The organism is Polaromonas sp. (assembly GCF_030689685.1).
GTDB lineage: Bacteria > Pseudomonadota > Gammaproteobacteria > Burkholderiales > Burkholderiaceae_C > Polaromonas.
Map to the genome: position 1 here is coordinate 19,314 of NZ_JAUYEY010000052.1, position 26,304 is coordinate 45,617.

Here is a 26,304-nt window from a genome sequence, read left to right on the forward strand (position 1 = left end):
AACCTGGCTGCCCAGGTTTGGACGGGCGACAGAAGCGAAGCCTCTGGCGAGCGGCGGCCTGCAAGGCCTCGCGCAGTACACGAAGTGACAAGCGTGGGGGCCTAATGTCCTCTGAATTGCATAAATTTATTTTCGACGGCCTGCCGGTGCGCGGCATGCTGGTGCGCCTGACCGACGCCTGGCAGGAAATCCTCAAGCGCCGCGAGGCCGGCGGCGGCTACCCGCCCGCAGTCCTGCAACTGCTGGGCGAAATGACAGCGGCCGGCGCGCTGATGCAGAGCAGTATCAGCTTCAATGGCGCGCTGGTGCTGCAGATCTTTGGCGACGGGCCGGTCAAGCTGGCCGTGGTCGAGGTGCAGCCCGACCTGAGCCTGCGCGCGACCGCAACGGTGACCGGCGAGGTACTGCCCGGCGACACCTTGAGCCGTCTCGTCAACGTCAACAACCAGGGGCGCTGTGCCATCACGCTGGACCCGAAAGACAAGCTGCCGGGCCGCCAGCCCTACCAGGGCGTGGTGCCGCTGTTCGGCGATCAGCACGAAAAGATCGAAAATCTGGCCGAGGTGCTGGAGCACTACATGCTGCAAAGCGAGCAGCTCGACACCAAACTGATCCTGGCCGCCGACGGCCAGGTGGCGGCGGGCCTGCTGATCCAGCGCCTGCCGGTCAAGGGCGAGGGCAACCTGGAAAGCCAGCGCGACCGCGACGCCGACGAGGACCAGATTGGCCGCAACGAGGACTACAAGCGCATTGCCATGCTGGCCGGCACACTCAAGCGCGAGGAGTTGCTGGCCCTGGACGCCGACACGCTGCTGCATCGCCTGTTCTGGGAAGAAAAAGTCACGCGCTTTGTGCCCAGCACGCCGGTCTTTGCCTGCAGTTGTTCGCAGGAGCGCGTCAGCAGCATGCTGCGCAGCCTGGGCACGGACGAGGTCGAGGGCATCATCGCCGAGCAGGGACGCATCGATGTGGGTTGCGAGTTCTGCGGCGCACAGTACGGCTTTGACCCGGTCGATGCCGCGCAGATCTTCACCAACCCGGCAGGGCAGTTGCCACCGGCGCCGACGGTGCAGTGATCAGGGCGTCACAGTCCGCGCGGCCAGCAGGTCACTGAGCAGGCGGCGCTCGCATTGCGGGTCGCTGCAGTTGTCGCAGGCCCAGATCCAGCGCGCACGGCTGGCATTTCCCTCCGCCGCCATGCCGGCGCCGGGCAGCCAGGCCGGCAGCGCAGACAAAGCGCTGCGCAGCCGCTCAGCGCCTTGGCCGTACACCACTTGGTAGTTGACACCGGATTCCGCCAATGTGTCGCGCAGCGCGCGGTCAACGGCTTGCTGCACGTCCGCTGAAGCGGGAGGCACCGGAAGATCCAGACCCATCAGCAGCGTCGTGCGCGCAGACGGGTGTTGACGGTGAAGGGGCAGCGCCGGGTTGTCGTCAATGGTGAACAAAGGGGAGGGGTGTTCGCCACCCGACAAAGCTTTTGCCAGCTCTACGGTCAGTTGTGTCTTGCCGGTGCCTGGCGCGCCCAGCAGGCGGATGCGTACCGGCGTGGCTGCCCCATTTTTCAATGAAATAGGCCTCCAGCCCATAGCAGGTGGACGTAAACAGCTATCAAAACCATAGTGAGGTCAACTGCATCCAAAGGGCGCAGCCGGCGCGGGATCAGGGGGTGATCTGCACAAAAATTTCATTGGGCTTGACCATGCCCAGCTCCTCGCGCGCTTTTTCCTCGACCATCTCCAGGCCTTCGCGCAGGTCCTTGACCTCGGCCGAGAGACGCGCATTGGCGGCTTCGGCCTTGGCGTTCAAGGCCGCCTGCTCGCTGAGCCGGCGCTGCATCTCGTTGACGCTGGGAAGGCTGCCCCGGCCTATCCAGAGTTGTGCATGCACGATGACGAGCAGCACAATCAGGAGGACGGGGACGACGCGCGAGCCCATTGCCTATGCTTGTGGATGTTTCGCCGCCGGGCCGTCCCAAGGCGAAACGCGGCCTCCTCGGGGGGCAGCGAACGACACGAAGTGCGCGAGCGTGGGGGTCATTTAACGAAGGTTATAGAAAGCAGCGCGGCCGGGGTAGCTCGCGATGTCGCCCAGGTCTTCTTCGATGCGCAGCAACTGGTTGTACTTGGCCATGCGGTCGGAGCGGCTCAGCGAGCCGGTCTTGATCTGGCCGGCGTTGGTGCCGACGGCGATGTCGGCAATCGTTGCGTCTTCGGTCTCGCCGGAGCGGTGCGAAATCACCGCAGTGTAGCCGGCACGTTTGGCCATTTCAATCGCGGCGAAGGTCTCGGTCAGTGTGCCGATCTGGTTGATCTTGATCAGGATAGAGTTGGCAATGTTCTTGTCAATGCCTTCCTTCAGGATTTTGGTGTTGGTGACAAACAGGTCGTCGCCGACCAACTGCACCTTCTTGCCCAGGCGTTCGGTCAGGATTTTCCAGCCGTCCCAGTCGCCTTCATGCATGCCGTCTTCGATGCTGATGATGGGGTACTTGTCGCACCAGGTCGCCAGCATGTCGGTCCATTGCTGAGCATTCAGGCGCAGGCCGCCTTCGCCTTCAAGCACGTACTCGCCGTCCTTGTAGAACTCGCTGGCCGCGCAGTCCAGCGCCAGGGCGATCTGCTCACCGGCGGTGTAGCCGGCCTTGTCGATGGCTTCCAGGATCAGCGCAATCGCTGCTTCATGGTTTTCCACGCTGGGCGCGAAGCCGCCTTCGTCGCCGACGGCGGTGCTGATGCCCCGGTCGTGCAGGATTTTCTTGAGCGCATGGAAGACCTCGGCGCCCCAGCGCAGGGCTTCGCGAAAGCTGGGCGCACCGACCGGCACGATCATGAACTCCTGCAGGTCCAGGCTGTTGTTGGCGTGTGCGCCGCCATTGATCACGTTCATCATGGGAACCGGCATCTGCATCGCGCCCATGCCGCCGAAGTAGCGGTACAGCGGCAGGCCGGCCTCTTCAGCCGCCGCGCGCGCCACGGCCATGCTGACGGCCAGCATCGCGTTGGCGCCCAGGCGCGCCTTGTTGTCGGTACCGTCCAGATCGATCAGCGTGCGGTCCAGGAAGGCCTGCTCGCTGGCATCCAGGCCCAGCACGGCTTCGGAGATTTCGGTGTTGATGTACTCGACCGCCTTGAGCACGCCCTTGCCGAGGTAACGCCCGGCGTCGCCGTCGCGCAGCTCGATGGCTTCGCGTGAGCCGGTGGAGGCGCCTGAGGGAACGGCAGCCCGGCCCATAACGCCGGATTCCAGCAGCACGTCGCATTCGACAGTGGGGTTGCCCCTGCTGTCCAGGATTTCGCGGCCGACGATATCAACAATTGCGCTCATTTATGTGATCTCTCTTTAATTTGAATCTTCTTTTCACTCCCTCCCCGAGCGGGGAGGGACGGGGAGGGGCGAATTTGGCCACCCCAAAGGGAGGGCGTCAGCCCATCCCTTCGACCAGCACCATATTGAAAAACTCGGTGGTGCCTGCACGTTTGGCGCGCGCGGCACGGTACATCTCGTCGTCGTAGAAGGTCTTGGCCTTGTCATAGCTGGGAAAGCGCAGCATCGCAACCCGCGCTGGCTGCCAGTTACCTTCCAGCGCCTCAAACTTGCCGCCACGCACAAGGTATTCACCGCCGGCGGCCGCCACTGCAGCGGGCGCAGCCGCCATGTACTGCTTGTACTGCTCGGGGTCGGTGATCTTCATGTCGACGATGATGTAGGCGGGTGTCATGGGTCGTCCCTGCATGTTGGTGGTTGCAGGCCGGGTTCAGGCCTGGAAGTTGTCTTCGAGGTAGCCGTTTTTCTTGGTCACGCGGTCGAGCTCGAGCAGCGTTTCCAGCAAGGCCTTCATGTGTTTGAGCGGCACGGCGTTGGGGCCGTCGCTCATGGCATTGGCCGGGTCCGGATGGGTCTCCATGAAGAGGCCGGCAATGCCGACCGCGACCGCCGCGCGGGCCAGCACCGGTACCATCTCGCGCATGCCGCCGCTGCTGGTACCGTTGCCGCCTGGCAACTGCACAGAATGCGTGGCGTCAAACACCACCGGTGCGCCGGTCTCGCGCATGATGGCCAGGCTGCGCATGTCGGAGACCAGGTTGTTGTAGCCAAAACTCGCGCCGCGTTCGCAGGCCATGAAGCTGTCTTCATCGAGGCCTTTTTCACGCGCGGCGGCACGCGCTTTGGCTATGACGTTTTTCATGTCGCCCGGCGCGAGGAACTGGCCCTTCTTGATGTTGACCGGCTTGCCCGATTGCGCCACCGCATGGATGAAGTCGGTCTGGCGGCACAAAAAGGCCGGTGTCTGCAACACGTCCACCACCGAGGCTACCGTGGTGATCTCGGCCTCGGAATGCACATCGGTCAGGATGGGCAGGCCCAGCTCGCGCTTGACCTTGGCCAGGATTTCCAGCCCCTTGTCCATGCCAGGGCCCCGAAAACTGGTGCCGCTCGAGCGATTGGCCTTGTCGTAGCTTGACTTGAAGATGAAAGGGATGCCCAGCGAGGCCGTGATTTCCTTGAGTGCGCCGGCGGTGTCCATCTGCAATTGCTCGGACTCGACGACGCAAGGGCCCGCAATCAGGAAGAAGGGCTGGTCTAGCCCGATTGTGAAATTGCAAAGTTTCATCAGGCCACAACCTTCAGCGACTTGCCGGCGATTTGGTGGTCCAGCGTGGCCTTGATGTAGGCGTTGAACAGCGGGTGGCCGTTCCATGGGGTGGACTTGAACTCGGGGTGAAACTGCACGCCGACGAACCAGGGGTGGACATCACGTGGCAACTCGACAATTTCAGTGAGCTGTTCGCGCTGGGTCAGCGCGGAAATGACCAGCCCGGAGGCGCGCAACTGGTCCAGGTAATTGGCATTGGCTTCGTAGCGATGGCGATGCCGCTCGGTGACCACGTCGCCGTAGATGCTGTGGGCCAGCGTGCCTTGGGTCACGTCGGAGCTCTGCGCGCCCAGGCGCATGGTGCCGCCGAGATCGGACTTCGCGTCGCGCGTTTTGATGGTGCCGTCGGCGTCCTTCCACTCGGTGATCAGGGCGATCACCGGGTGCGGTGTGTTCGGCTCGAACTCGGTGCTGTTGGCATCTTTCAGGCCGGCGACATGGCGTGCGAACTCGATGGTCGCGACCTGCATGCCCAGACAGATGCCGAGGTAGGGCAGCTTGTTCTCGCGGGCATAACGCGCCGCACAGATCTTGCCTTCCACCCCACGGATGCCGAAGCCTCCGGGCACCAGGATGCCGTCGAACTTGGCCAGGCGCGACACGTTGTCGGGCGTGATGCTTTCGGAGTCCACGTATTCGATCACCACCTTGGCGTGGTTCTTCATGCCGGCGTGGCGCAGCGCCTCGTTCAGTGACTTGTAGCTGTCTGACAGGTCTACATACTTGCCGACCATCGCGATGCTGACTTGCTTCTGCGGATGTTCGGTTTCGTACACCAGCTCGTCCCAGCGCTTGAGGCTGGCCGGCGGCGTGTTCAGGCGCAACTTGTCGCAGATCAGGCCGTCCAGGCCCTGCTCGTGCAGCATGCGCGGCACCTTGTAGATGGTGTCCACGTCCCACATGGAGATCACGCCCCACTCGGGCACGTTGGAAAACAGCGAGATCTTGGCGCGCTCCTCGGCGGGAATCGGGCGGTCTGCGCGGCACAGCAACACGTCGGCCTGAATGCCGATTTCGCGCAGTTGCTTGGCAGTGTGCTGGGTCGGTTTGGTCTTGAGCTCGCCGGCTGCGGCGATCCAGGGCACGTAGCTCAGGTGCACAAAAGCCGTGTTGTTGGCGCCCAGGCGCAAGCTCATCTGGCGCACCGCTTCAAGAAAGGGCAGGGATTCGATGTCGCCCACCGTGCCGCCGATTTCGACGATGGCCACGTCCACCGCATCGGGCGTCTCGTAACCGGCGCCGCGTTTGACAAACTCCTGGATCTCATTGGTGACGTGCGGGATCACCTGCACCGTCTTGCCGAGGTAGTCACCGCGGCGCTCTTTTTCGAGCACGCTTTTGTAGATCTGGCCGGTCGTGAAGTTGTTGGCCTTGCGCATGCGCGTTTCGATGAAACGCTCATAGTGGCCCAGATCCAGGTCGGTTTCAGCGCCGTCGTCGGTGACAAAAACTTCGCCGTGCTGAAACGGGGACATGGTGCCCGGATCCACGTTGAGGTAGGGATCAAGCTTGATTAAAGTGACTTTGAGGCCTCGCGATTCAAGGATCGCTGCAAGAGAGGCTGAGGCGATTCCCTTGCCCAGGGAAGACACCACACCGCCGGTGACAAAGACAAATTTGGTCATGCTAGGCCCGAACCGCAAGTTCGCGTAGGTGGTAAACGAAGATTATACGGGTGAGTCTGCGGCTGTCCCTGTCTTGCCGGCAAAGTCAGGGAAGAAACTGGGATACATTGCGGAGCATGACGAAGCAAGCAAACCATCAGGCCACAGTCGATGGCGGTGATCTGGCTGGCAAACACATTGTGCTGGGCCTGTCCGGAGGCATCGCCTGCTACAAGGCGGCCGAGTTGTGCCGCGCGTTGATCAAGGCCGAAGCCAGCGTGCAGGTGGTGATGACCCAAGCGGCCGAACAATTCATCACCGCTGTGACCCTGCAGGCGCTCAGCGGCCGGCCGGTGTTCACCAGCCAGTGGGACAGCCGCCCGGCCGCTGGCATCGACAACAGCATGGCGCACATCAACCTGAGCCGCGAAGCCGATGCCATCCTGATCGCACCCTGCAGCGCCGACTTCATGGCCAAGCTGCTGCATGGCCGCGCCGACGATCTGCTGAGCCTGATGTGCCTGGCGCGACCGCTGGCCACGGTGCCGCTGCTGATTGCCCCGGCCATGAACCGCGAGATGTGGGCGCACCCGGCGACGCAGCGCAACATGGCGCAACTGTCGGCTGATGGTGCAACCATCCTGGGTGTGGGCTCGGGCTTTCAGGCCTGCGGTGAAACCGGCGACGGCCGCATGCTGGAGCCGCCCGAGCTGCTGGATGACATCATCGCTTTCTTCCAGCCCAAGCTGCTGGTTGGCCAGAAGCTGCTGGTGACGGCCGGGCCGACCTACGAAGCGCTGGACCCGGTACGCGGTATCACCAACCTGTCGAGCGGAAAGATGGGCTTTGCCATCGCCCGCGCTGCCCACGAGGCGGGTGCAGAGGTCACGCTGGTCGCTGGGCCGGTGAGCCTGCCAACACCGCGCGGTGTCACGCGCATCGACGTGCGTTCAGCACAAAACATGCTTGAAGCCGTTATGCAGCAGGCGCCAGCAGCTACTGTTTTCATAGCAACGGCGGCTGTGGCCGACTGGCGCCCGGCCAGCAGCTCCGAGCGCAAGATCAAGAAAGACGGCTCGGGCCAGCCGCCGCAGCTGGCGTTTACCGAGAACACCGACATTCTGGCGACGGTGGCGCAATCGCCGCGTGCCCGGTCGGGCGAGTTGTTCTGCGTCGGTTTTGCCGCCGAAAGCCACGACCTGGAAGACAACGCGCAGGCCAAGCGCAAGCGCAAGGGCGTGCCGCTGCTGGTGGGCAATATCGGCCCAGCCACGTTTGGCCGTGACGACAATGCCCTGCTGCTGGTCGATGCCCAGGGCAGCCGCGAGCTGGCGCATGCTTCCAAGCTGTCGCTGGCCCGTCAATTGGTGGCGGATATTGCCGCCCGTTTGCCCTGAAGCCCCATCCTCAATGAACCGGATACCTGACACCCCGCCGGACGGCGACTTCGCACGCTACGTCGAGCAACGGGGTTCCAAATCTGCTGCTGCGGCCCTGGCGCGCGAGTCCGGTGCGGTGGTCCCGTCTGGCAAGCTTGAGGGCAACGCGGCTGCGAGCGCCCCGCTTTCCCCCGGAGTCTGCGGAGATACCCAAGGGTCTGTCGGTCTGGTCCGTGGTGCGATGGGCGCTGCTGGCCTGGATCGCCCTTCACATCCTCGAAGTATTTTTCCTGCGCGCCGGCATGTTGAGCTTGCCCCTGTTCCTGCTGGTGGCTGGCTGGGTGCTGTACCGGTTCAAACAGCCCTCGCGCGGTGCGGCGGGCGATACCCTGCGCCGCCTGGCCGAGCGCGTCGTCAAAGAATTTAATCAACGGAAGTGACATGAAAATCGACGTCAGGATTCTCGACGACAGGCTGCGGGACAACTTGCCCGCCTATGCAACACCGGGAAGTGCCGGGCTCGACCTGCGCGCGTGCCTGGACGCACCCCTGACCCTGCAGCCCAACGCCTGGCAACTGGTCCCGACAGGCATTGCCATCTATCTTCAGGACCCCGGCTATGCCGCCCTGATCCTGCCGCGCTCTGGCCTGGGGCACAAACACGGCATCGTGCTGGGCAACCTGGTCGGGCTGATTGACAGCGATTACCAGGGGCAGCTGATGGTGAGCGCCTGGAACCGCAGCGATGTTGCCTTCACCATCGAACCGATGGAACGTATCGCGCAACTGGTGATTGTTCCGGTGATGCAAGCCGAGTTTAATGTGGTGGAAGCTTTTGCTGCCAGTGAGCGCGGCGAAGGCGGCTACGGCTCCACCGGCAAGGCCTGAGCGGCAGCCAGCGTCGGCGTTTTCCTACATCGTTGAAGAGCGGCTTCCCACGCCCGGACAGCTTGGGTCCCCACCGCTACGCTTGGGCAACGGGCCTGTAATAAGACATGTCCTGAGCAAAGGGGGTGCTGTCCGTAGACAGACTTCCTTCAGCGGCTCTGGCAGTTTTTAATTTACAGGAGATTTTCTCATGAACACATCCCGTTTCTTCACGATCACTTCCGCTGTGGTGCTGGTCGCCGGTTTGGCCGCTTGCGCTGCGCCTATGAGCCAGCAGCCCGTCGCGACTTATCCCCAGCAGACGCAGACTTACCCGACCCAGGCGCCGCAGGGCAACTATGTCGAGTATGGCCGTGTCAACAACGTTGAGGTCCTCCGTACCCAAGAACAGGCCAGGACCGGCGGTTTGGGCGCAGTGATCGGTGGCGTGGCCGGTGCGGTCGTGGGCCGCCAGATCGGCGGCGGCAGCGGACGGGATATTGCCACGGTGGCCGGTGCCGTCGGTGGTGCGGTTGCCGGTAATGCTATCGAGAAAAACCGCAACGCTGCCAACGCCCCGGTCAATCAAACTTACCGCGTTTCGGTGCAGATGGACAATGGCACCATGCGTGCCTATGACGTTCCTTCATACGGCGAATTGCGGATCGGCGATCGCGTGAAGGTCGAGAACAACCAGCTTTTTCGCATCATGTAATGTCGGGGCGTACATGAAAAAACCGGCAGCCGCGAGGCCTGCCGGTTTTTTTAGGCCTGACGTTTTTCAGTGCAAGGTGTTGCCGCCCGGACCAGCGGACGCCATCGACTCCAACTTGAAGAAGCCGGTCCCCATCGAGCCCTGTCCGATTTCCTCCTCGGTGGCTTCACGCACGGATTCGACCTTCAGACTCAGGCGGATCGCAATGCCGGCCAGTGGGTGGTTGCCGTCGAGCACCACATGTTCGGGATAAATCTCGGTGACCGTGTAGATCAGCTCGGGTTTGATGTCGGGGCTGCAGCCGACAGGCAGGGCGGCACCGTCAAATGTCATGCCTTCTTCCAGTTCTGCGGGAAACAGCTTGCGCGGCTCCAGGAAAACGCGGTTTTCGTCGTAGTCGCCAAAAGCGTCCTCGGGCTCCAGGTGCAGATCCAGCGCGTCTCCTGCGTCATGGCCCTGCAGGCGCTCTTCAACTTTTACCAGCAGGTCGTCGCCACCCAGCAGAAACTCCACCGGCTCATCGAGTTCGTCAAGTACTTCGCCCAATGTATCTTTCAGCGTCCAGGTCAGGGCAACAACGCATTGCGGGGTGATTTTCATCCGACAATTGTCCCATGGATGTCACTTTAGCCCTTCCCCTGCTCGGCGGTCTCACGCCGCAGCAATTCATGCGCCGCCACTGGCAAAAAAAGCCGTTACTGGTGCGTCAGGCCATCCCCGGATTCAGGCCGTTGCTCGACCGCGCATCGCTTTTCCGACTGGCCGGACAGGCGCAGGTAGAGTCGCGTTTGGTGCAGCAGCAGACCAAAGGCTGGCGCATGAAACAGGGACCGTTCGGGCCGCGCGGCCTGCCAGCCCTGTCGGCACCCGCCTGGACGCTGTTGGTTCAGGGTGTGGACCTGCATGATGCGCGCGCACATGCATTGCTGCAAAACTTCCGTTTTATCCCCGATGCCCGGCTCGATGACTTGATGATCTCCTTTGCCACGCCAGGCGGGGGCGTGGGTCCGCACTTCGATAGCTACGACGTTTTTTTGCTGCAGGCCAGTGGTCGGCGCCGCTGGAAGATCGGCAAGCAGAAAGACCTGAGCCTGCAGGAAGGGGCGCCTCTGAAAATCCTGCAGAACTTCGAACCGGAACAGGAGTTCGTGCTGGAGGCCGGTGACATGCTGTACCTGCCGCCGCGCTACGCGCACGATGGTCTGGCCGAACCCTGTGTCGGCGCAGATGGCAAGGCGCAGGACTGCATGACCTACTCCATTGGGTTTCGCGCGCCAGGCCGCAGCGAACTGGCGGGCGAACTTCTGCAACGGCTGGCTGATTTTGACGGCGATGCTCATACCGGCGCTGCCCCGCATCTGTACACGGACCGCGCCCAGGCGGCAACCGCCACACCGGCGGCCTTGCCGTCCGGCCTGCTTGAATTTGCGCAGCAGGCTTTGCACCATGCACTGAAAGATCCGCTGGCGCTGGCCTGTGTGTTGGGCGAGTACCTGACCGAGCCCAAGGCTTCGGTGTGGTTTGACGAGCCGGTCGGCCCTTGGGACACGGGTCATCCAGGCGGGCTCAGCCTGGATCCGCGCAGCCGCATGATGTACGACACCCACCATGTGTTCCTCAACGGTGAGAGTTATCAGGCAGGGGGCGCAGATGCCGCGCTGATGCGCCGCCTCGCGGACCAGCGCAGTCTGTCGGCCGCCGACTTGCGCAAAGCCAGCGAGTCTGCGCTGGCCTTGCTGGCGGACTGGTATGAGGCTGGCTGGCTCAGGCGCCGGCCTGAGAGCGACCGTTGCATGTAAAAATGTCAACAACAAACGGGGGCCAAGCCATGGGCAGCGATCAATTTCCTGTGCCGCCTTCGCCGCTTTTACAAGGGCGCTTCGAAGGCCGTTCCGAGTTCGCTGAATTGGTTCGTCATGCCTTTGTGGTCGCGGCCGAGCAGGGTTGGCGTGAAATCATTGTGTGCGACGCTAATTTCGAAGACTGGCCACTCGGCGAGCGTGTTGTGGCGAAGGCGCTCAACGACTGGTCGGCATCGGGCCGCAAGTTGACCATGCTGGCCCAGAACTACGATGAGGTCATCCGGCGGCATGCGCGTTTTGTCACCTGGCGGCGCACCTGGTCGCACATCGTTGACTGCCGTGGCCATGCGTCAGGCGAACTGCCCAGCGTTTTCTGGAGCCCCGGCTGGGCGTTTGAGCGGCTGGACCTGGCCCACAGCACCGGTGTTGCCGGCTCCGAAGCGGGCCGGCGGATTGCATTGAAGGAGCGCCTGGCCGAGAAACTTCTACGGAGTAGCCCAACTTTTGCGGCGACCACGCTGGGCATTTAAACGGCTTTTTTTTTGCATCCGGCTTGTTGCTAGTATTACTGCGTCATAAATTTAATTTTCAACTTACCCACTTGCAATGAGGGCAGTGCCCCAGAGCGCTTGCGAGTGCGGCGCTCAAGTGCAGGCGCAGCGTCGTGATCGAGTCCGCTACGTGACGCTGCGTGCGCTGGACTTCCCCGAGGGATGTAATCTTCGGGAACGGCAGGCACTTGGCGTTGGGCGAAGTTTTTTTTACTGCTGACAGCTGTGCCAGCTCTGAGTCGCTCGGCCATCAGGAACCCGTAGGCCGCGATGCTCAGCGTGGCGTGATGGTGAAACCCGCGCCAGCCCCTTCCCTCATAGTGGCCCAGCCCGAACTCTTGCTTCAAGTCTTGGTAGTCGCGCTCGATGCGCCAGCGCATCTTGGCAACGAACACCATTTGCTCCAGGGTGGCCCCACTTGGCGCGGTGGTCAGGAAGTACTTTGTTGGCTCGGCCTCGCCATCGGGCCACTCGATCAGCAGCCACTCTTCGCCTCGCATCTGCGTGCCTTGATAGTCCCGATGCGCAGGACGAACCCGCACCCCGGCGAAACGCGAAGACAGCTCGCTATTGCTGCCCTCGCGCCAAGTGACGGTGCGCCAGGCTTGCGCTGGCAAGGCCATGGCCAGTGCCTTCACTGCCACCGGCTTATTGCCGGGCTCCCGGCGCAGCCGTGTAGGTTTTGCGCCGCGCCCAACCCAGGCTTTGGGCGGCAGCGGCGCAGTCCCCGGCGCCCACACCGTGGTGGCCGGGGCGGATGCCGACCGCGTAGAGTAGCCCCAACTCCGTGATGCCATCGCGAAAGGCGGTTTCATCGCCATAACCCGCGTCTGCCAGCACCACGCCCATGGGGACGCCCGCAGCGACTGCCTGGCGCATCTGGGCCTGGGCGATCTCGGGCTTGGTGGCGAACGCTTGTGTCTCGGGAATCCCGCCTGCCTTGCGCCGCACCGGATCAGCGGCCCAGTCTTTGGGAAGGTAGAGCTGGTAGGCTATTGGGATGCTGCCTTGCGCGCTTGCCAATGACAGGCTGACGGCCACCTGGCAATTGTCTTGCTTGCCCAGTTGACCGCAATACTGGCGGGCCACGCCCACAGAGTGTTTACCCTTCTTGGGAAAGCCCGTGTCGTCGATGATCCAGTAGCAGCCGCTATCGAGCCCCAGCGTCGGCATGACCCAATCGCGCACGCCGGCCAGCACGGCCCGGTCCGACCAGTCGGACTTGGCAACAAAATGATGCAGCGCTTGGTGCCGTGCGCTGGCGTGCAGGGGATCAATGCGCGCGGCCATGGGCTCTACGCTTTTGCGTGACAAGGGCAGCATCAGGCCAGTGCAATACCCACTGAGTCCCGCGTGTCGGTCAGCATGACCGAGTCCTTGGGACAAATGAGCAATGTACTGACTGAACTCTTTGGAGATGTCCATCATGCCTCCAGCTAGGATTTCTGATGGCAATAGTATACTGATTCTATGACACAGTAAGACTAGAAGCCTGGGCGGCAGAAGGAACGTCGGCTGCAAAGCGGCCGCAGCGGTCCATTTTTCACCGGCTTTTTGCCCCATAGCTACGGCTATGAGGCTGCAAACCCGGCAAAAACTGTCCTCGCCGGGGCCGATTTTCGCTCTCGACGCCCCAAGCCCGACAGGCTCCTAGCGCTGCGCCAGGAAGCCGGGGGTTGCCCGGCAGCAACTCACTTTTCTTTTGCGTCGCAAAGAAAAGTGCCTCGCCCGCCGGGGCGAGACCCGGCTTGCAGGCAAACCTCTACAACACGAGCGCGCTTGCGACTACCATGCTGTCGGATTTGCCTTCGAGAAGAACAACATGCCCCACAACACATCGCCTTTCCCCCACCTCCTCGCCCCCCTGAACCTCGGCTTCACCACGCTGAAAAACCGCGTACTGATGGGCAGCATGCACACCGGGCTGGAAGACGGGCGCAAACATTTTCCGGCGATGGCCGCCTACTTTGCCGAGCGCGCACGCGGCGGTGCCGGCCTGATGGTGACCGGCGGTTTCGCGCCCAACATCGCCGGCTGGACCAAACCGTTTGCCGGCATGCTGGCCAGTTCGGGCGCGGCGCGCCGCCACAAACAAGTCACCGAGGCCGTGCATGCCGAAGGCGGCAAGATTGCGCTGCAGATCCTGCATACCGGGCGTTACGGCTACCACCCGCTGTGTGTGGCGCCCTCGCGCATTCAGAGCCCGATCTCACCCTTCACGCCGCGCGAACTCAGCGCCGGCGGGATTGAGCGGCAGATTCGCGCCTTCGTCCGCTGCGCGCTGCTGGCGCGTGAGGCCGGTTACGACGGCGTCGAGATCATGGGCAGCGAAGGTTATTTGATCAACCAGTTCCTGGTCACGCACACCAACCAGCGCAGCGACGACTGGGGCGGCAGTTATGCCAACCGCATGCGGCTGGCGGTCGAGCTTGTGCGCCGCACGCGCGAGGCCGTCGGCCCCGACTTCATCATCATCTACCGCCTGTCCGTGATTGACCTGATCCCTGGCGGCAGCAGTTGGGACGAAGTGGTGTTGCTGGCCAAGGCGGTGCAAGCTGCCGGCGCGACGATCATCAACAGCGGCATCGGCTGGCACGAGGCGCGCGTGCCGACGATTGCCACCTCGGTGCCACGCGGCGCCTTCACCTGGGTTACAAAAAAACTGCGTGACGAATTGCGCGCGGCTGGCCTCACGATTCCGCTGGTCACCAGCAACCGGATCAACACGCCCGAAGTCGCCGAACAGGTGCTGGCCGATGGCAGCGCCGACATGGTCAGCATGGCGCGGCCTTTTCTGGCCGACCCCGAGTTCGTCAACAAAGCGGCACAGGGCCGCAGCAAAGAGATCAACACCTGCATCGCCTGCAACCAGGCCTGTCTGGACCACGCCTTCCAGGCGAAGATTGCCAGTTGCCTGGTGAACCCGCGCGCAGGACACGAACTGGAACTGGTCATCCGCATGACGCCGGCTAAAAAACGCATTGCCGTCATAGGCGCAGGACCGGCCGGCCTGGCGGCGGCCACCACGCTGGCCCAACGCGGCCACAGCGTGGACCTGTACGACGCTGCAGACAAGATAGGCGGGCAGTTCAACCTGGCCAAACGCGTGCCCGGCAAGGAGGAGTTTGAGGAAACCCTGCGTTACTTCGGCCAGCGCATCACATCCACCGGCGTGCGCCTGCACCTGGGTACACGCATGGATGCTGCAGCGCTGATTGCGCAGAAGTTCGACGAGATTTTCCTCGCCACCGGCGTCACGCCGCGCAACCCGCGCATCCCCGGCCAGGAACATCCCAAGGTGCTCAGCTACATCGACGTGTTGCTGGGCCGCGCGCCGGTGGGCCAGCGAGTGGCGCTGATTGGCGCGGGCGGCATCGGTTTCGACATCGCTGAATTCCTCGTCACACCGGCGAACCATTCCACCACTCTGGACTTGCCCGCCTGGCTGGCCGAATGGGGCGTGGCCGACCCCGGCGAAGTGCGAGGTGGCGTGGTGCGGCCCGCGCCCACCGCTCCCGCGCGGCAGGTCACGTTGCTACAGCGCAAACCCGGCAAGCTGGGCAAGGGCCTGGGTAAAACCACCGGCTGGATACACCGCGCGGCCCTCAAGATGAAAAACGTGGAAATGTTCTCGGGCGTCAATTACGAACGCATAGGTGACAACGGCGCAGGCGGTCTCGGCCTGTTCATCACCTTCGGCGAGAAGCGCCTGGGCGGCACCGTGCTCAGCGTGGACAACATCGTGCTCTGCGCCGGCCAGGAACCTTTGCGCGAACTGCTGGCGCCACTGCGCGCGGCCGGCGTCAAAACCACATTGATAGGCGGCGCCGACGAAGCGTCCGAGCTGGACGCCAAACGCGCGATCGACCAGGGGACGCGGCTGGCGGCGACGCTTTGAAGATGCTACCCATTTAGCAGTTGCTCAAGCACGCACAAGCTCGGCAGTGTGCCCTCGCCGTGACAGCGGGCGACATCAGGTTCGCGAAGTACCCGAACCGGCTACCACCGAAATCTGAACGGACGGTATTCATCGTTTCCAAGATAAGCATTCTTCAGACTCGTTACCTGCAATTCAAGGATGTCGAACGGTGCGCGCATCTTGTCACGCCAACGCACCGCACGATGCCATTGCTTGTGAAAAACCTGAACCAGCTTATGGCGCGAAGCGGCGCGTAAACGCCCCTCCTTATCAAGCTCGATGGCGAAGCCTCTGCCCAGCATGCCCAGTACCACCCGATCACCGAATGGCGCTCGATACTCTTCGATCAGGTCGAAAACAAGGCTCCCCTGATCCCGCTCTGTACCGTGAATGATTCCGAAGTAAGGGTCCAGGCCGGCACGTATGACAGCTCGCCAGACTTCACCGTACAGCATGCCGTAGATATAGTTGACCGAGCTGTTAACGGCATCTGTCGCATGGCGTGTGTGGCGCCCGGGAAACGACAACGCAGCAGGAATGAGGGCAGCAAACGAAGACCAATACTTTGCCGCAGCACGGCCTTCGTGCCCCATGCCAGAGGCGCGTGCGGCCAGGGTAGCTGGATCAAGGCCATCAAGCGTATCGGCGATGCCGCGAATATCGTCGGCGCATCCTGTCAGTTTTTTATACATCGCGTCATCGGTGCGTTTGCGATAGCGGGCGAAATACTTCAATACGGAAGCCTGGTTAGCAACTTTGGCGGCAAGCATGCTCAGCCCCACTTTAAGAATGTCCGGGTCGTTCCTGCGCAAGACCTGCAACCTCCTCAGATTCGAGCGAGTGCCCTGGACCGGTTGGGCAATCGCCGCAGGTATACCCACCAAGGGGTTAAAGACCAGCGGAATACCGTTGTCGCACAGACGCATCGTCAGGTCGGCAGAAAGGCCAATCCCCTTACCCTCAAGGTAGGCCATCGTCAGCTCGGAAATCGCCAGGCGAAAGATCTCGTTCTTGCGCCGTCGCACCACCAGGTCATCGCCATTGACCGTGACGAAACAACCGCTCGTCATCACGTGCAATCTCCCGTCGATGACCAGGACATCCGGGTCACTTGCCTGATCGGCGTTCTCGCCGTTTGAACCGGGCAATGATGCAAGGGCCAAGGGCGCGGCGTCTGGCTGGCCCGAAGTCTGCCCCGTCTGAGCTGAAGTGAACTCGACGACAACACGCGACGTACGCTCTATCGGGTAAGCACCCGTCAAGACAGCGACTTCTGCAGCGGTTCGGAATTGACGCGCAGCAGCATCAGCCATATCAGGCAGAAATTTTTCGCGCGACGCCCACGCTGTGGCAATGCTGGAATCAACTGCAAACCGCTCGCCAACCAGGACATCGACAGCGGCATCCAGCTCCTGTAGCTGGGTCAGAATGCCTGGCGCGTTGTCGATCAGAAAATAATTTCGAAAACCTCGAACCCGCGAATTCATGCCCATGATGGCCTGGTATTGCCCCATCGACGTTGACTTGAGAGAGGCAATTTCTTCAACAATCTTGCTGACAGCCTGGATGGTCCCCGCCATCTTTTGTGGCGGTATGCAAACGTCCGTCAATCCAATCTCAAAGCCAAGAAACACAATGCCCTCTTCAACAGGGCAGTAGTGAGTCTTGGCCGGTTTGAGGGCCAGCCGCAGGACATCCTGGAGGAATTCAGTCATCATGCGCAGCGCAGCCTGCGCCTCTGCCTCGGAGTTGCAGAGCACGACATAGTCGTCGGCATACCGTACAAACGTTATCGCTGCTTGCTCAAACTCCTTGTCCAATTGGTCGAGATAAATATTGGCCAAGAGCGGCGAAATCGAATCGCCTTGAGAGATACCCAACTCGGAAGGAAGAATGTCCATGAAGTCAATGACATCTGCCAACAGCCATTGCCGGATCAATTGAATCAGGTCGCGATCACCAACCACGTCACCCACCAATCTCAGAAGGATGTCATGGTCAATGCTGTCGAAGCATTTACGGATGTCCGCCGTCACCGCCCACCGCTTTCCCGCACTGATTGCAGAGCGCGCCATTGCAACGGCGTGATGGGCACCACGACCGGGCCGGTAAGCAAAGCTGAACGGGCTGAATCGCGCCTCAAACAGCGGCTCGATGAGCTGCAGGCAAGCGGCCTGCACCACGCGGTCACGAACGCAAGCGATTTTTATGACCCGAAAGTCGCCGTCAGGCTTGGGCAGGCGTGCGGTTCGCAAGGGGCGGCTGCGGTAGCGTCCTTGATCCAGCTCCAGCGCCAGTTGCTGGAGTTCGACATCCAGCGTAACCCCGAACTGCTCAATGGTGATCTGGTCACAACCCTGAGAGTGACGTTTGTGTGCCTTGACTCGAAACCAGCCGGCGTAGAGCGTTTCCTTCATGCATAGCTTGCGGTACAGGTCGGTATTTTTCGGAGCCTGTGACTCGTTAGCCGCGAGGGCAGACGAGAACTGTTTTACCGGCGTCAAACGCAGTTGCTTTAGCGCCTGCCGACGAAAGCCCTGAGCCAAAGAGTCATTGGTTTCACGGGGCCGCACAAGCGCTGTGACGGCTTTATGACTGGCGCCGGAGCGCACCCAGACTTGCCCGGGTTTCAAGTCCCGAATGCGCTTGCGCTCAGTTTCGTCAAGCCACGCCGTCTTGGTATCGTCCGGCAAGTCACCGATGGGGCCGGCTACCCAGCAATCGGCGTCGGCTGCAAGCCAGCTTCGCGCAGCGGCAGGCAGCGGCTGCGCGGCGGAAAATGCGAACAGCCCGACCTGTTTCGCATCCACCTCACCAGTCGCCAGCGACAGGGGGCAGGCCGTCGGGAAACCATACAGAAGAATGGGCGAATGCCGCATCGCTTCGCCCTGTGGTTTGTCACTGTTAGCGGAAAGCAGCGCATCTATAAGCATCGCATCAACCATCCACGAGACGATTTGATGCTCCAGCCGCTCAAAATGAGAACCAGGCAACTCAATCCAGACGGTTGCACCGTGCGTCAGCGCGTGGCTCAAGTCGCTGCAATTGTTGCCTTCTGACAGCGCCCAGACGGCCGGGAAACGCAAGGCCCACTCCAGTAATTCGACAAGGCGATCAATTTCTTCGGCCATGGTTTGATTGCGGCGTAGCAGGTGCGATGTCTCTGGGCGTCTAAGGCTGCGAACCAAAGCTGCCAGTCCAACACTGCCCTGGTCCGCCAGGCGATACGCCATCTCGACAACGGTGTCGATGGTCGCCCCCGAAACAGGTGCCACCACCAGGTTGACGGAACTTTCAAGAAAACCGCGCAAGGCGGGTTTCATACCCGTCGAACGCTTGAAGCGAAACAATGCCGTGGGCCGTCGCCGGTTGGCAAGGTCGCACCAAAGCATCGACCCCTTGTGCAGATTACCCTTGTTTTTTTCCATCAATAACGATGCGAGATTGCCTTGATAGTCCACTATGACCAGCGCCTGATCACGCTGCCTGGCGTGCAGAATGCGGCGCAATGCGAGGTCGGCCGCGTTCTGCACGCGGCCGAGTATCAGAAGAGGCCGTGGGCGCTCACGGTTGGAATTTTTTCTCATGATTCTCGCCAACATCTGGCATCGTAGGCGTGGCATCCAGACCAGCAGGGCTTGCTACCACAGCGTTTGGCCTGCCGCGCATCGCCTCAAGGCGCTGGCGACTATACAAATAGTAATCCGGCCAACTGAGAAACAACTCGATTTCCTGGAAGCCAAGCATGAGCCCGTCAGCCATTGCCTTGCACACAAGACGATGTTTTTTGGGGGCGAAATCAGGCACCCGCCAGTGGGTAGCCCCCCTTTTTTCTTCAAAATCCAGCGGTGAAAGCTGATCAATGATGTGCTGTAGGCTGGCGACTCGATTTTTGAGCGTATTGAGCAAGTCATGCGCCGCCCGTCGGTTAAGGACGAAGCCTTCTTCCAATTGAAATTGGACACCGGTCATAAAACAATGTGCCATGGTGTTTGCTCCTTAAAAATTGCTAGCAATTAACTACTTGGAACTAAAAGAATTGCACCATCAAACCCTAGCGCTCCACAACGGCTGCGTTTCACAGATTTGGTGCTCTCACATGGCCAAAAGGGTGCTGTCATGGTGCCGCCCACCACTGCAAAAACAGGTGGCAGCAATCACCGAATATCTGCACAATCAGAGCCGGGGGACAACCATGGGTATAGAGAATCCATTCAACGTTGATGCGGCCTTGGTATCTGAGCATGAGCTTGCACAATTGACTCCGCACGGGGGCGCCGCCATACGGGCGTTCTGCGGGCTTGACGGTTCGGCAACGGATTGGGAGGAGCGCGGCGTTTGCGTGCTCAAAGCCCGAAAGGGCTTTGGCAAAACTCATCTGCTCGCGGCCCGCAGCCGGAACCACAGAAGCAGCAGCACTGCAACCCACACCATTTTTTATCCCCAAGGCGGACGCCAACGCATTTTGTTTGATGCTCTGAGCAGCCTGCACGTCGTCGTTCCACGGTGGCTGCAAGGACGGGAAGCTGCATCGGCCTGGATTTATATTTGGCAGTTATCTGTCTTGGGTCTTTTGGTCTGGATAACCGAATCACGTTCGGCCACGCTACGCGGGTACGCAGACTGGTTCGGCAGTCTTGAGTCGTTGGACCAAATTCAAAAGCTAAATAACTCCGGTACCGCAGCAGGTGGGCAACCCAGCGTCATGCTGACATGGTTCATGGGTCGCATACTTGAACGCATGCCGGTCGATGACTACACGCTTGGGATGGACCAGTTAAAGCAAGGCCTCTACCACGGCAACAGCGATTGGGCGATTGCGATCACCGCAAGCATTGCGAGCCGCGACAAGACCCGGATTGTGATGTATCTGGACGCACCTGATGAACTCGTTGAGCTCAACCCACCCAACCTGTGGAGAAACGTCCAGCAAGGCCTTCTTTTGGCGGTGTGGAAATTTTCCAAGAGTAGTATCTGGAGCCATGTGCTCAATATCTATGCGTCGGTACGCAGCGAGGCCTTCGGCTCCGGCCAGGACCACCCTGACATAGCGCTTGCGATGGGACTTGTGATGCCGCTCGCCTACAGCCGTGACGACCTGGAGGCCATGCTTAACGACAGGATTAAACAAGCCGACGCTTCACAATTGACGCTTCCGCTGCAAGAAGGGCAAAAGCCCGTATACGCGCTGTGTGGCTTCAGTGATGTGACACATGACAACCGGGACGCGCACGATGGTGGGCGCTACACCGAAGACGTGTTTGACTCCATCTTGCGGCACACCCGGTTCGTACCACGGGAGGTGATCGGCATAGGCGGAGCCATTTACGCAATCCTTGGCGTGCGAAGTTTCGAAACCGTAAGAGACGCCGTCAACACCAAAGCCAGCAGCGACATCGCCTACGCAATCACCCATTCATTTTTAGGGTGGATCGATGCACAGCACGGACGCTTCGCCGCGTCGCTGCCCAAAGAAGTCATAGACCGGAAAACAATGGGCGAACTGGCCGCAAAGTTCGGCCAGGACGGCCCCAGGATGATCAAATTTTTTGTCCAGCATGGTCTTGTCGGTATTGCAGAGCCTTTACCGCACAGACATCGCCATTACTATCTACAGCGCTTTGCATTTGACGAAGTGCATGGAAATGAAGACGCCAGCTCGGTTAACAAAGATTACTTCTTTCTGCACCCGGCCTTCAAACAGTGGATTTTGTCCTTGCCAGAACAGTTGACGCAATCGTTTGAGCGCCTTCAGATTGGCGTCATTGGCAACCTAAAACCTTATGAGGCCAAACCTCCGCATGTGCGGCTTGGCGTGGTGCGAGAGCAAATCACGCTCAAGCTACGAACAAGCCGAAGAATGTCGACCACCGAAAAAGGTGCCGATTCAGATCCGCTCAAGTTTCTTTATGTTGTGCTGTGGGCCTGCCGCGAGCTGAAGCAAACGCGCATCAACCTCAGCGAACTGCGGGAAGTATGGGCCAAACTTCGTGGGATTGAACGAATCAAAGCGGCGCTGGATGTCTCCTTGCCGAGTCGAGTCGATTCGCTAGCCTTGAAGGTTCGTGATTGGGCAAAGAAAATCAACCAGGACAAAGATATTCGCAAGCTACAGCAGATATTACGTGGTACTCGCAGCACACCCACTGGCAATAAAAAACAAAGGCCCGGCACACCGATACATCCGTTTATTTCAGTCACCGCACGCAGCAACATGGGCGCACAAGTTGAAGTGTGGCTTCCTCATCTTCCGCTCAATGAACTGGATTGGGATGAAGCCATGTACTCACTGGCTGGCTTCGGAAACAAATGATAAAAAAGAATGTGGATTGAACATAAAGTGTTTGCCCTCCAACCTCTAGAAAATAGAAGAATTTAATATTCAAGAAAAATTTTTAGCACTTATTTCGCACTTATCTACTTGCATACAAATTAGATTAGCAATACACTTTCGTACATCTTATTTTCTGAAAAATATTACATCGGAAATTATTAATTTATGCCTACCACCATTGAGCTGCAACAACAAATCAATCAAGCTGAAGCCAAGGTCAATGAGTTACGCGAAAAACTAACTCAGCAGCAAAATGTCGAACGTGTACAAGCTATTGCATCAGCGAAAGAGCTTATTAAAACGTACCAACTTTCTGCAACCGATTTGGGATTTGCTGCAAAAAAACCCACGCCCAGCGTGAAACGCGCAAGGATTGACAAGGGCGTGGCCATAGCGCCGAAATATGCAGACCCTTCTACGGGAAAAACCTGGTCCGGTCGCGGCAAAGCCCCAGCATGGCTAATAACCTATTTATCTGCTGGTCACAGCAAACAAGATTATTTAATTTCAAATAAGCAATAACGCCTACTTACTGCTGGCATTACATTGAGTGATGTGTATTATATAATCTACATATATACATAAACAGCCTGAAAGAAAAAATCATGGCTCGCTGCCTTATTGTTTTTGACCTTGACACTGAATTGCTGAAAGTCAACTACCACAACAATAGTTGGAATAATGGTTACGGTGATATCCGGAAAGTTCTCAACAAACACCGCTTCAACAATATTCAGGGAACCGTGTACTTGAGCGAACGTGGTGTTCGCCAAGCTCACGGAACGATTGCACTTCAAGAAATTGCCATCAGGTTTTCTTGGTTCGATAAGTGCGTGTCGAATGTCCAGTTCTATGATTTAGCTGATGACTTCAATGCGCAGTTCATCATTGATGGAATCACACAGGCAAGATTGGCTTTTGATCGCCGGATTACTGAATTGCGGCAGCAATTGATCAGTGTGGGTTTGCCATTGGACAAGGTGGATGAGATCATCGGCAAACAAACCTTCTCCTTGGAAAATTCCACCCAAGGCAATCCGCATCCCGCCATTGGTGGGCAGTCGTAAGTTTACATTGCATTTACGATCAAGATTATGTAAACCGTTGATTTTATTGGTGATTTTGTTTTGTCAAAATTCAACTATTGCCTGAAACTCTTTATATTTCAAGGCACTGCTGAATGATTGGAATGGTGTCGAAAACCCCGGATTCGACAGCCTTCTGCCTCCCGCATTCGACACGCTTGCAAGTCGTTGAAAACAAAGCGGTTTTATACCCGGCAAAACCGTCATTCAGGCCAGTTGTCGAAAATCGACGTACGCATTGCCCGCCAGCCAACGCCGGTGACCTGAGTTCAGGGTGATCTCATGCCACTTTGTCGATTGCGCACAGGGTTTTGAGCCTGGAAATGGTGTTTTGACGGGCTGTGGCCGCAATCCGTCCGCCAAAAGCGTGACCCGACTGAGAACAAAGGCCCTTCAAGGGCCTTTGTTCTTGCATCACCAAGAATATTTCACTAGAAAGCATTGCGTTTCTTATAAAGAATATTCACAATCTATTAAAACTTTGACTAATCAAACGCTATGAACACCCCCACCATAGACACTTCGATGGCCAGACGCTTGGTCGAGGCCTCTGCGATCCGCAGCGCATCCATCATTGGCCAGCCTGGCGGCTGGTCCGTGGTCTTGAAGATGGGCTCGCAAGAGCGGCCTCTTGGGGCGCAGCGCAGTGACAAACCGCGCACCTGGCGCAGCCTGGACCGCGCCGTGGCCTACCTCAAGGACGAGCTGCACATTGCCCGCTTTGACCTTCTGGATGCCACCAACCACTCCAAGGCGACGCTTTTAGTGGGCAAGTCTCGCGTAGATGCCTCCGAGCGGCTGCGTCAGGCACATGAGGCGGCCGGACACGACAAGTGGTTTCGTGGGCAAGTGGAACTAGCGATCAAGGACGCAGACGCACCGGATGTGCAGTGGGTGTCGGCGGCTGACGCCAAAGCCAGCTGGAAACAAAAACGGGCTGAGTTGGTCAGGCGCGCAGGGAGCGCCGCTTGACGCTGGTGTGGTTGAAGCGAGCCATCAACGACCGCGACGCCCAGCTCGACTACATCGCGCAGGACAATCCGCTAGCCGCTATCACCCAGGGTGACCGGATTGCTGAACAGGTTGACACCCTTCTGCAACACCCCCAAATGGGACGCCCAGGGCGCAAGCAAGGCACCCGTGAGCTGGTCATCAGCCGCACGCCGTTCATTGTGGTGTACCGCCTCAAAAGTAAACGCATTGAGCTTCTGCGTCTGCTGCATGGCGCACAACAGTGGCCGTGAGCGACTATGCATGAGGGCGTTTTCAGCGCTTTCTTAACTCGCAGCTTAATATTTTGCCCGCAAGCCAGTGCTTAGGGCCCGAACGGGCCCTTATTTTTGCAGCATCTCACTGACGCATTGCGCCACCGCCAGTGAACTGGTCAGGCCTGGCGATTCGATGCCGAACAGGTTGACCAGCCCGCGGATGCCATGCGTTTGCTGTCCCTGGATCACAAAGTCGCTGGCCGGCGCACCGGGTGGCTGGATCTTGGGCCGTATGCCGGCATAACCTGGCGCCAATGCGCCGTCGGCCAGGCCCGGCCAGTACTTGCGAACTTCGGCATAAAATGCGTCGCCGCGCGCTGCATCGACCCGCAGGTCGTCGGGGGAATCGACCCACTGCACGTCGGGGCCAAATTTGGCCTGACCACCGAGGTCAAGGGTCAGGTGCACACCCAGGCCGGCCAGGTGCGAAGCTGGTTCGGGCACTGGGTAAATCAAGCGGCTGAAGGGCGAGCGGCCGGACAGGGTGAAGTAGTTGCCCTTGGCGTAAAAAGCCGGCGGCACAAAAGACGCATTCAGCCCGGCGAAACGCGCGGCGAGTGCCGGTGCCAGCAGCCCGGCCGCATTGACGACAGTCTTGGCTTGCAGCTCGGTGCCATCTTTTGCTATCAAAGTAATAGCTGCCCGCGCACAACTGGCATGGGCCAGGGTCGAATTCAATACCACAACACCGCCTGCGTTCTCAAGGTCGCCCTGCAGCGACAATATCAGCGCGTGGCTGTCGACGATGCCGGTGCTGGGCGAGTAAACGGCGGCCACGCAGGCCAGTTGCGGTTCCATCGCCTGCGCCTGTGCTTGTGTGAGTAGCACCAGGTCGTTGACGCCATTGGCGGCAGCCTTGGCGATGATGCCGGGCAACTCAGCGGCCTGCGCATCGCTGGTAGCGACGATCAGCTTGCCGCAGCGCTGGTGGCCGATGCCGCGTTCGGCGCAGTAGTCGTAGAGCATTTGTTTGCCCTGTACACAAAGCCGCGCCTTCAGCGAACCCTGCGCGTAATAGATACCGGCGTGAATGACCTCGCTGTTGCGCGAGCTGGTGCCGGTGCCGATGGCGTTGGCAGCCTCCAGCACCATCACCTCCCGGCCCTGCAGCGCCAACGCGCGCGCCACCGCCAGGCCGACCACTCCGGCGCCAATAACGACGCAATCGACGCAATCGACCTGGTCCACGGCTCAGGTGCGCAGGCTGCGCGGATCGGTCGCCAACAGCAGTTGCACCAGCGACTGCAGACTGCTTTTCAAAGGCGCAAAACCGTCGTTTATTTCCAGCGTCTCCTCGCTCATATAAAGCTTGCGGTTGATCTCAAGCTGGATGCTGTGGCGCTGCTGCTGCGGCGCGCCGTAGCGGCGCACCAGTTCCACACCCTTGTACGGGTGGTTGTAGGCGACGCTGTAGCCCAGGCCGCGCAGGTGCTCACAGACCAGGCGCGACAGCGGCGCGGCGGCGGTGGAACCATCGCGGTCGCCGACCACGAAGTCGGCATGCGCCTCACCCGGAAAATCCGTGGCGTTGCTGGAGGCGATGGCCGGCATCGAGTGGCAGTTGATGTGAATGCTGTAGCCGTGCCGCGCATGCGCGTCGGCAATGGCTTGCGCCACCGCCGCGTGGTAGGGCTGCCAGCAGTTGGCGATACGCGCCTGCACCTCGGCCACGCCGAGCTTGCGCTGGTAGATCGAAAGGCCGTCATCCGTGGTGCGCCAGATCAAGCCCTTGCCCAGGCGCACCTTGCCAAGCACCTTCTCGTCGCTGGAGACGGGGCCGGGCCAGTCTTCATCAAGCAAGCTGACATCGACTTCAGTGGTGTCGCGGTTGGCGTCCAGGTAGCTGCGCGGAAAAAACGCCTCGACCCAGCCCACGCCCAGCGCCGGCGCAAAGTCGTAGAGCTTGTCGACATGGGTGTCTTCGGCGCGCCGCAGAACCGGCAGATCACAGGCGTAGGCAAAGTCCTTGGGATAGGCCGTGCCACTGTGCGGGGAGTCAAGCACCAGCGCCGTAGCGCCGGGCAGGTAACGAACAGATGAAGTCATAACTTTGATTGTGCCCCCGCAGCCTCGGCAAAGGCAGTCAGGGCTTCGGGAGAGTGGCGCATGGTATCTATCTATTT

General features: G+C 60.0%; 24 protein-coding genes and 1 pseudogene. 13 read left to right on the forward strand and 12 right to left on the reverse strand.

Annotation, left to right across the window (positions count from 1 at the left end; genetic code table 11):
• Positions 1-104: 104 nt before the first annotated feature.
• Entirely contained in the window at positions 105-1,076 is a 972-nt protein-coding gene (locus Q8O29_RS12995) for an Hsp33 family molecular chaperone HslO (RefSeq protein WP_305563432.1), read from the forward strand.
• Here the strand turns inward: Q8O29_RS12995 and Q8O29_RS13000 are convergent, their stop codons facing one another.
• From Q8O29_RS13000 to Q8O29_RS13025, 6 genes are all read right to left on the reverse strand, one after another.
• Entirely contained in the window at positions 1,077-1,568 is a 492-nt protein-coding gene (locus Q8O29_RS13000) for a hypothetical protein (protein ID WP_305563434.1), read from the reverse strand.
• A 94-nt stretch (positions 1,569-1,662) separates the two neighbouring features.
• Positions 1,663-1,938 (reverse strand): septum formation initiator family protein, encoded by a 276-nt coding sequence (locus tag Q8O29_RS13005; protein WP_305563436.1) that lies wholly within the window; start codon positions 1,936-1,938, stop codon positions 1,663-1,665.
• A gap of 102 nt (positions 1,939-2,040) precedes the next feature.
• Positions 2,041-3,327: a phosphopyruvate hydratase gene (eno, locus tag Q8O29_RS13010; RefSeq protein WP_305563437.1), complete on the reverse strand. Its 1,287-nt coding sequence runs from the start codon at positions 3,325-3,327 to the stop codon at positions 2,041-2,043.
• A 97-nt stretch (positions 3,328-3,424) separates the two neighbouring features.
• On the reverse strand, positions 3,425-3,721 hold the full coding sequence (locus Q8O29_RS13015) for a DUF1330 domain-containing protein (protein WP_305563439.1): 297 nt from the start codon (positions 3,719-3,721) through the stop codon (positions 3,425-3,427).
• Between the two features lie 36 nt (positions 3,722-3,757).
• The gene (gene kdsA / locus Q8O29_RS13020) at positions 3,758-4,615 is read right to left on the reverse strand and encodes a 3-deoxy-8-phosphooctulonate synthase (protein WP_305563441.1); all 858 of its coding nucleotides are present in this window, start codon (positions 4,613-4,615) and stop codon (positions 3,758-3,760) included.
• Complete coding sequence (locus Q8O29_RS13025) at positions 4,615-6,282, reverse strand: CTP synthase (protein ID WP_305563443.1); 1,668 nt, start codon at positions 6,280-6,282, stop codon at positions 4,615-4,617. Before Q8O29_RS13025 ends, kdsA begins: the two co-directional genes overlap by 1 nt.
• A gap of 116 nt (positions 6,283-6,398) precedes the next feature.
• On the opposite strand from Q8O29_RS13025, the gene coaBC reads away from it, so the two are divergent.
• The 4 genes from coaBC (at position 6,399) to Q8O29_RS13045 (ending at position 9,222) form a co-directional block, all read left to right on the forward strand.
• Complete coding sequence (gene coaBC, locus Q8O29_RS13030; protein ID WP_305563445.1) at positions 6,399-7,658, forward strand: bifunctional phosphopantothenoylcysteine decarboxylase/phosphopantothenate--cysteine ligase CoaBC; 1,260 nt, start codon at positions 6,399-6,401, stop codon at positions 7,656-7,658.
• A gap of 137 nt (positions 7,659-7,795) precedes the next feature.
• Positions 7,796-8,080, forward strand: a complete 285-nt coding sequence (locus tag Q8O29_RS13035; RefSeq protein WP_305563447.1) for a hypothetical protein — start codon at positions 7,796-7,798, stop codon at positions 8,078-8,080.
• 1 nt (position 8,081) lies between these two features.
• Positions 8,082-8,528, forward strand: a complete 447-nt coding sequence (gene dut / locus Q8O29_RS13040; protein WP_305563449.1) for a dUTP diphosphatase — start codon at positions 8,082-8,084, stop codon at positions 8,526-8,528.
• 190 nt (positions 8,529-8,718) lie between these two features.
• Complete coding sequence (locus tag Q8O29_RS13045; RefSeq protein ID WP_305563450.1) at positions 8,719-9,222, forward strand: glycine zipper 2TM domain-containing protein; 504 nt, start codon at positions 8,719-8,721, stop codon at positions 9,220-9,222.
• Between the two features lie 66 nt (positions 9,223-9,288).
• Here the strand turns inward: Q8O29_RS13045 and Q8O29_RS13050 are convergent, their stop codons facing one another.
• A complete protein-coding gene (locus Q8O29_RS13050) occupies positions 9,289-9,822 on the reverse strand; it encodes a peptidylprolyl isomerase (protein ID WP_305563452.1) in 534 nt (177 codons plus the stop codon).
• 14 nt (positions 9,823-9,836) lie between these two features.
• Here Q8O29_RS13050 and Q8O29_RS13055 point away from each other — a divergent pair, with 14 nt between their 5' ends.
• Both Q8O29_RS13055 and Q8O29_RS13060 read left to right on the forward strand, forming a co-directional pair.
• On the forward strand, positions 9,837-11,021 hold the full coding sequence (locus tag Q8O29_RS13055; RefSeq protein ID WP_305563454.1) for a cupin domain-containing protein: 1,185 nt from the start codon (positions 9,837-9,839) through the stop codon (positions 11,019-11,021).
• Positions 11,022-11,050: 29 nt separating this feature from the next.
• Positions 11,051-11,554, forward strand: a complete 504-nt coding sequence (locus tag Q8O29_RS13060) for a hypothetical protein (RefSeq protein ID WP_305563456.1) — start codon at positions 11,051-11,053, stop codon at positions 11,552-11,554.
• Between the two features lie 35 nt (positions 11,555-11,589).
• Here the strand turns inward: Q8O29_RS13060 and Q8O29_RS13065 are convergent.
• Positions 11,590-13,000: pseudogene (locus tag Q8O29_RS13065) on the reverse strand (IS701 family transposase).
• Positions 13,001-13,397: 397 nt separating this feature from the next.
• On the opposite strand from Q8O29_RS13065, the gene Q8O29_RS13070 reads away from it, so the two are divergent.
• Positions 13,398-15,473 (forward strand): NADPH-dependent 2,4-dienoyl-CoA reductase, encoded by a 2,076-nt coding sequence (locus Q8O29_RS13070; RefSeq protein ID WP_305563458.1) that lies wholly within the window; start codon positions 13,398-13,400, stop codon positions 15,471-15,473.
• 101 nt (positions 15,474-15,574) lie between these two features.
• Here the strand turns inward: Q8O29_RS13070 and cas1 are convergent, their stop codons facing one another.
• Both cas1 and Q8O29_RS13080 read right to left on the reverse strand, forming a co-directional pair.
• On the reverse strand, positions 15,575-19,081 hold the full coding sequence (cas1, locus tag Q8O29_RS13075) for a CRISPR-associated endonuclease Cas1 (protein WP_305563460.1): 3,507 nt from the start codon (positions 19,079-19,081) through the stop codon (positions 15,575-15,577).
• Entirely contained in the window at positions 19,059-19,481 is a 423-nt protein-coding gene (locus tag Q8O29_RS13080) for a hypothetical protein (RefSeq protein ID WP_305563462.1), read from the reverse strand. The genes cas1 and Q8O29_RS13080 overlap by 23 nt, the downstream gene beginning before the upstream one ends.
• Positions 19,482-19,593: 112 nt before the next feature.
• Here Q8O29_RS13080 and Q8O29_RS13085 point away from each other — a divergent pair, with 112 nt between their 5' ends.
• The 5 genes from Q8O29_RS13085 to Q8O29_RS13105 all read left to right on the forward strand — a co-directional run bounded on the left by Q8O29_RS13085 (position 19,594) and on the right by Q8O29_RS13105 (position 24,157).
• A complete protein-coding gene (locus Q8O29_RS13085; protein WP_305563464.1) occupies positions 19,594-21,807 on the forward strand; it encodes a hypothetical protein in 2,214 nt (737 codons plus the stop codon).
• A 186-nt stretch (positions 21,808-21,993) separates the two neighbouring features.
• Positions 21,994-22,350: an H-NS histone family protein gene (locus Q8O29_RS13090; protein ID WP_305563466.1), complete on the forward strand. Its 357-nt coding sequence runs from the start codon at positions 21,994-21,996 to the stop codon at positions 22,348-22,350.
• Between the two features lie 83 nt (positions 22,351-22,433).
• A complete protein-coding gene (locus tag Q8O29_RS13095; RefSeq protein ID WP_305563468.1) occupies positions 22,434-22,895 on the forward strand; it encodes a hypothetical protein in 462 nt (153 codons plus the stop codon).
• Between the two features lie 516 nt (positions 22,896-23,411).
• Complete coding sequence (locus Q8O29_RS13100) at positions 23,412-23,885, forward strand: hypothetical protein (RefSeq protein WP_305563470.1); 474 nt, start codon at positions 23,412-23,414, stop codon at positions 23,883-23,885.
• Between the two features lie 5 nt (positions 23,886-23,890).
• The gene (locus Q8O29_RS13105) at positions 23,891-24,157 is read left to right on the forward strand and encodes a type II toxin-antitoxin system RelE/ParE family toxin (protein ID WP_371134238.1); all 267 of its coding nucleotides are present in this window, start codon (positions 23,891-23,893) and stop codon (positions 24,155-24,157) included.
• Between the two features lie 90 nt (positions 24,158-24,247).
• Here Q8O29_RS13105 and Q8O29_RS13110 read toward each other — a convergent pair whose 3' ends face one another.
• Positions 24,248-25,369, reverse strand: coding sequence for an NAD(P)/FAD-dependent oxidoreductase (locus Q8O29_RS13110; protein WP_305563474.1), 1,122 nt, complete (start codon positions 25,367-25,369; stop codon positions 24,248-24,250).
• Between the two features lie 3 nt (positions 25,370-25,372).
• Entirely contained in the window at positions 25,373-26,227 is an 855-nt protein-coding gene (locus Q8O29_RS13115; protein WP_305563476.1) for an N-formylglutamate amidohydrolase, read from the reverse strand.
• Between the last annotated feature and the right edge of the window lie 77 nt (positions 26,228-26,304).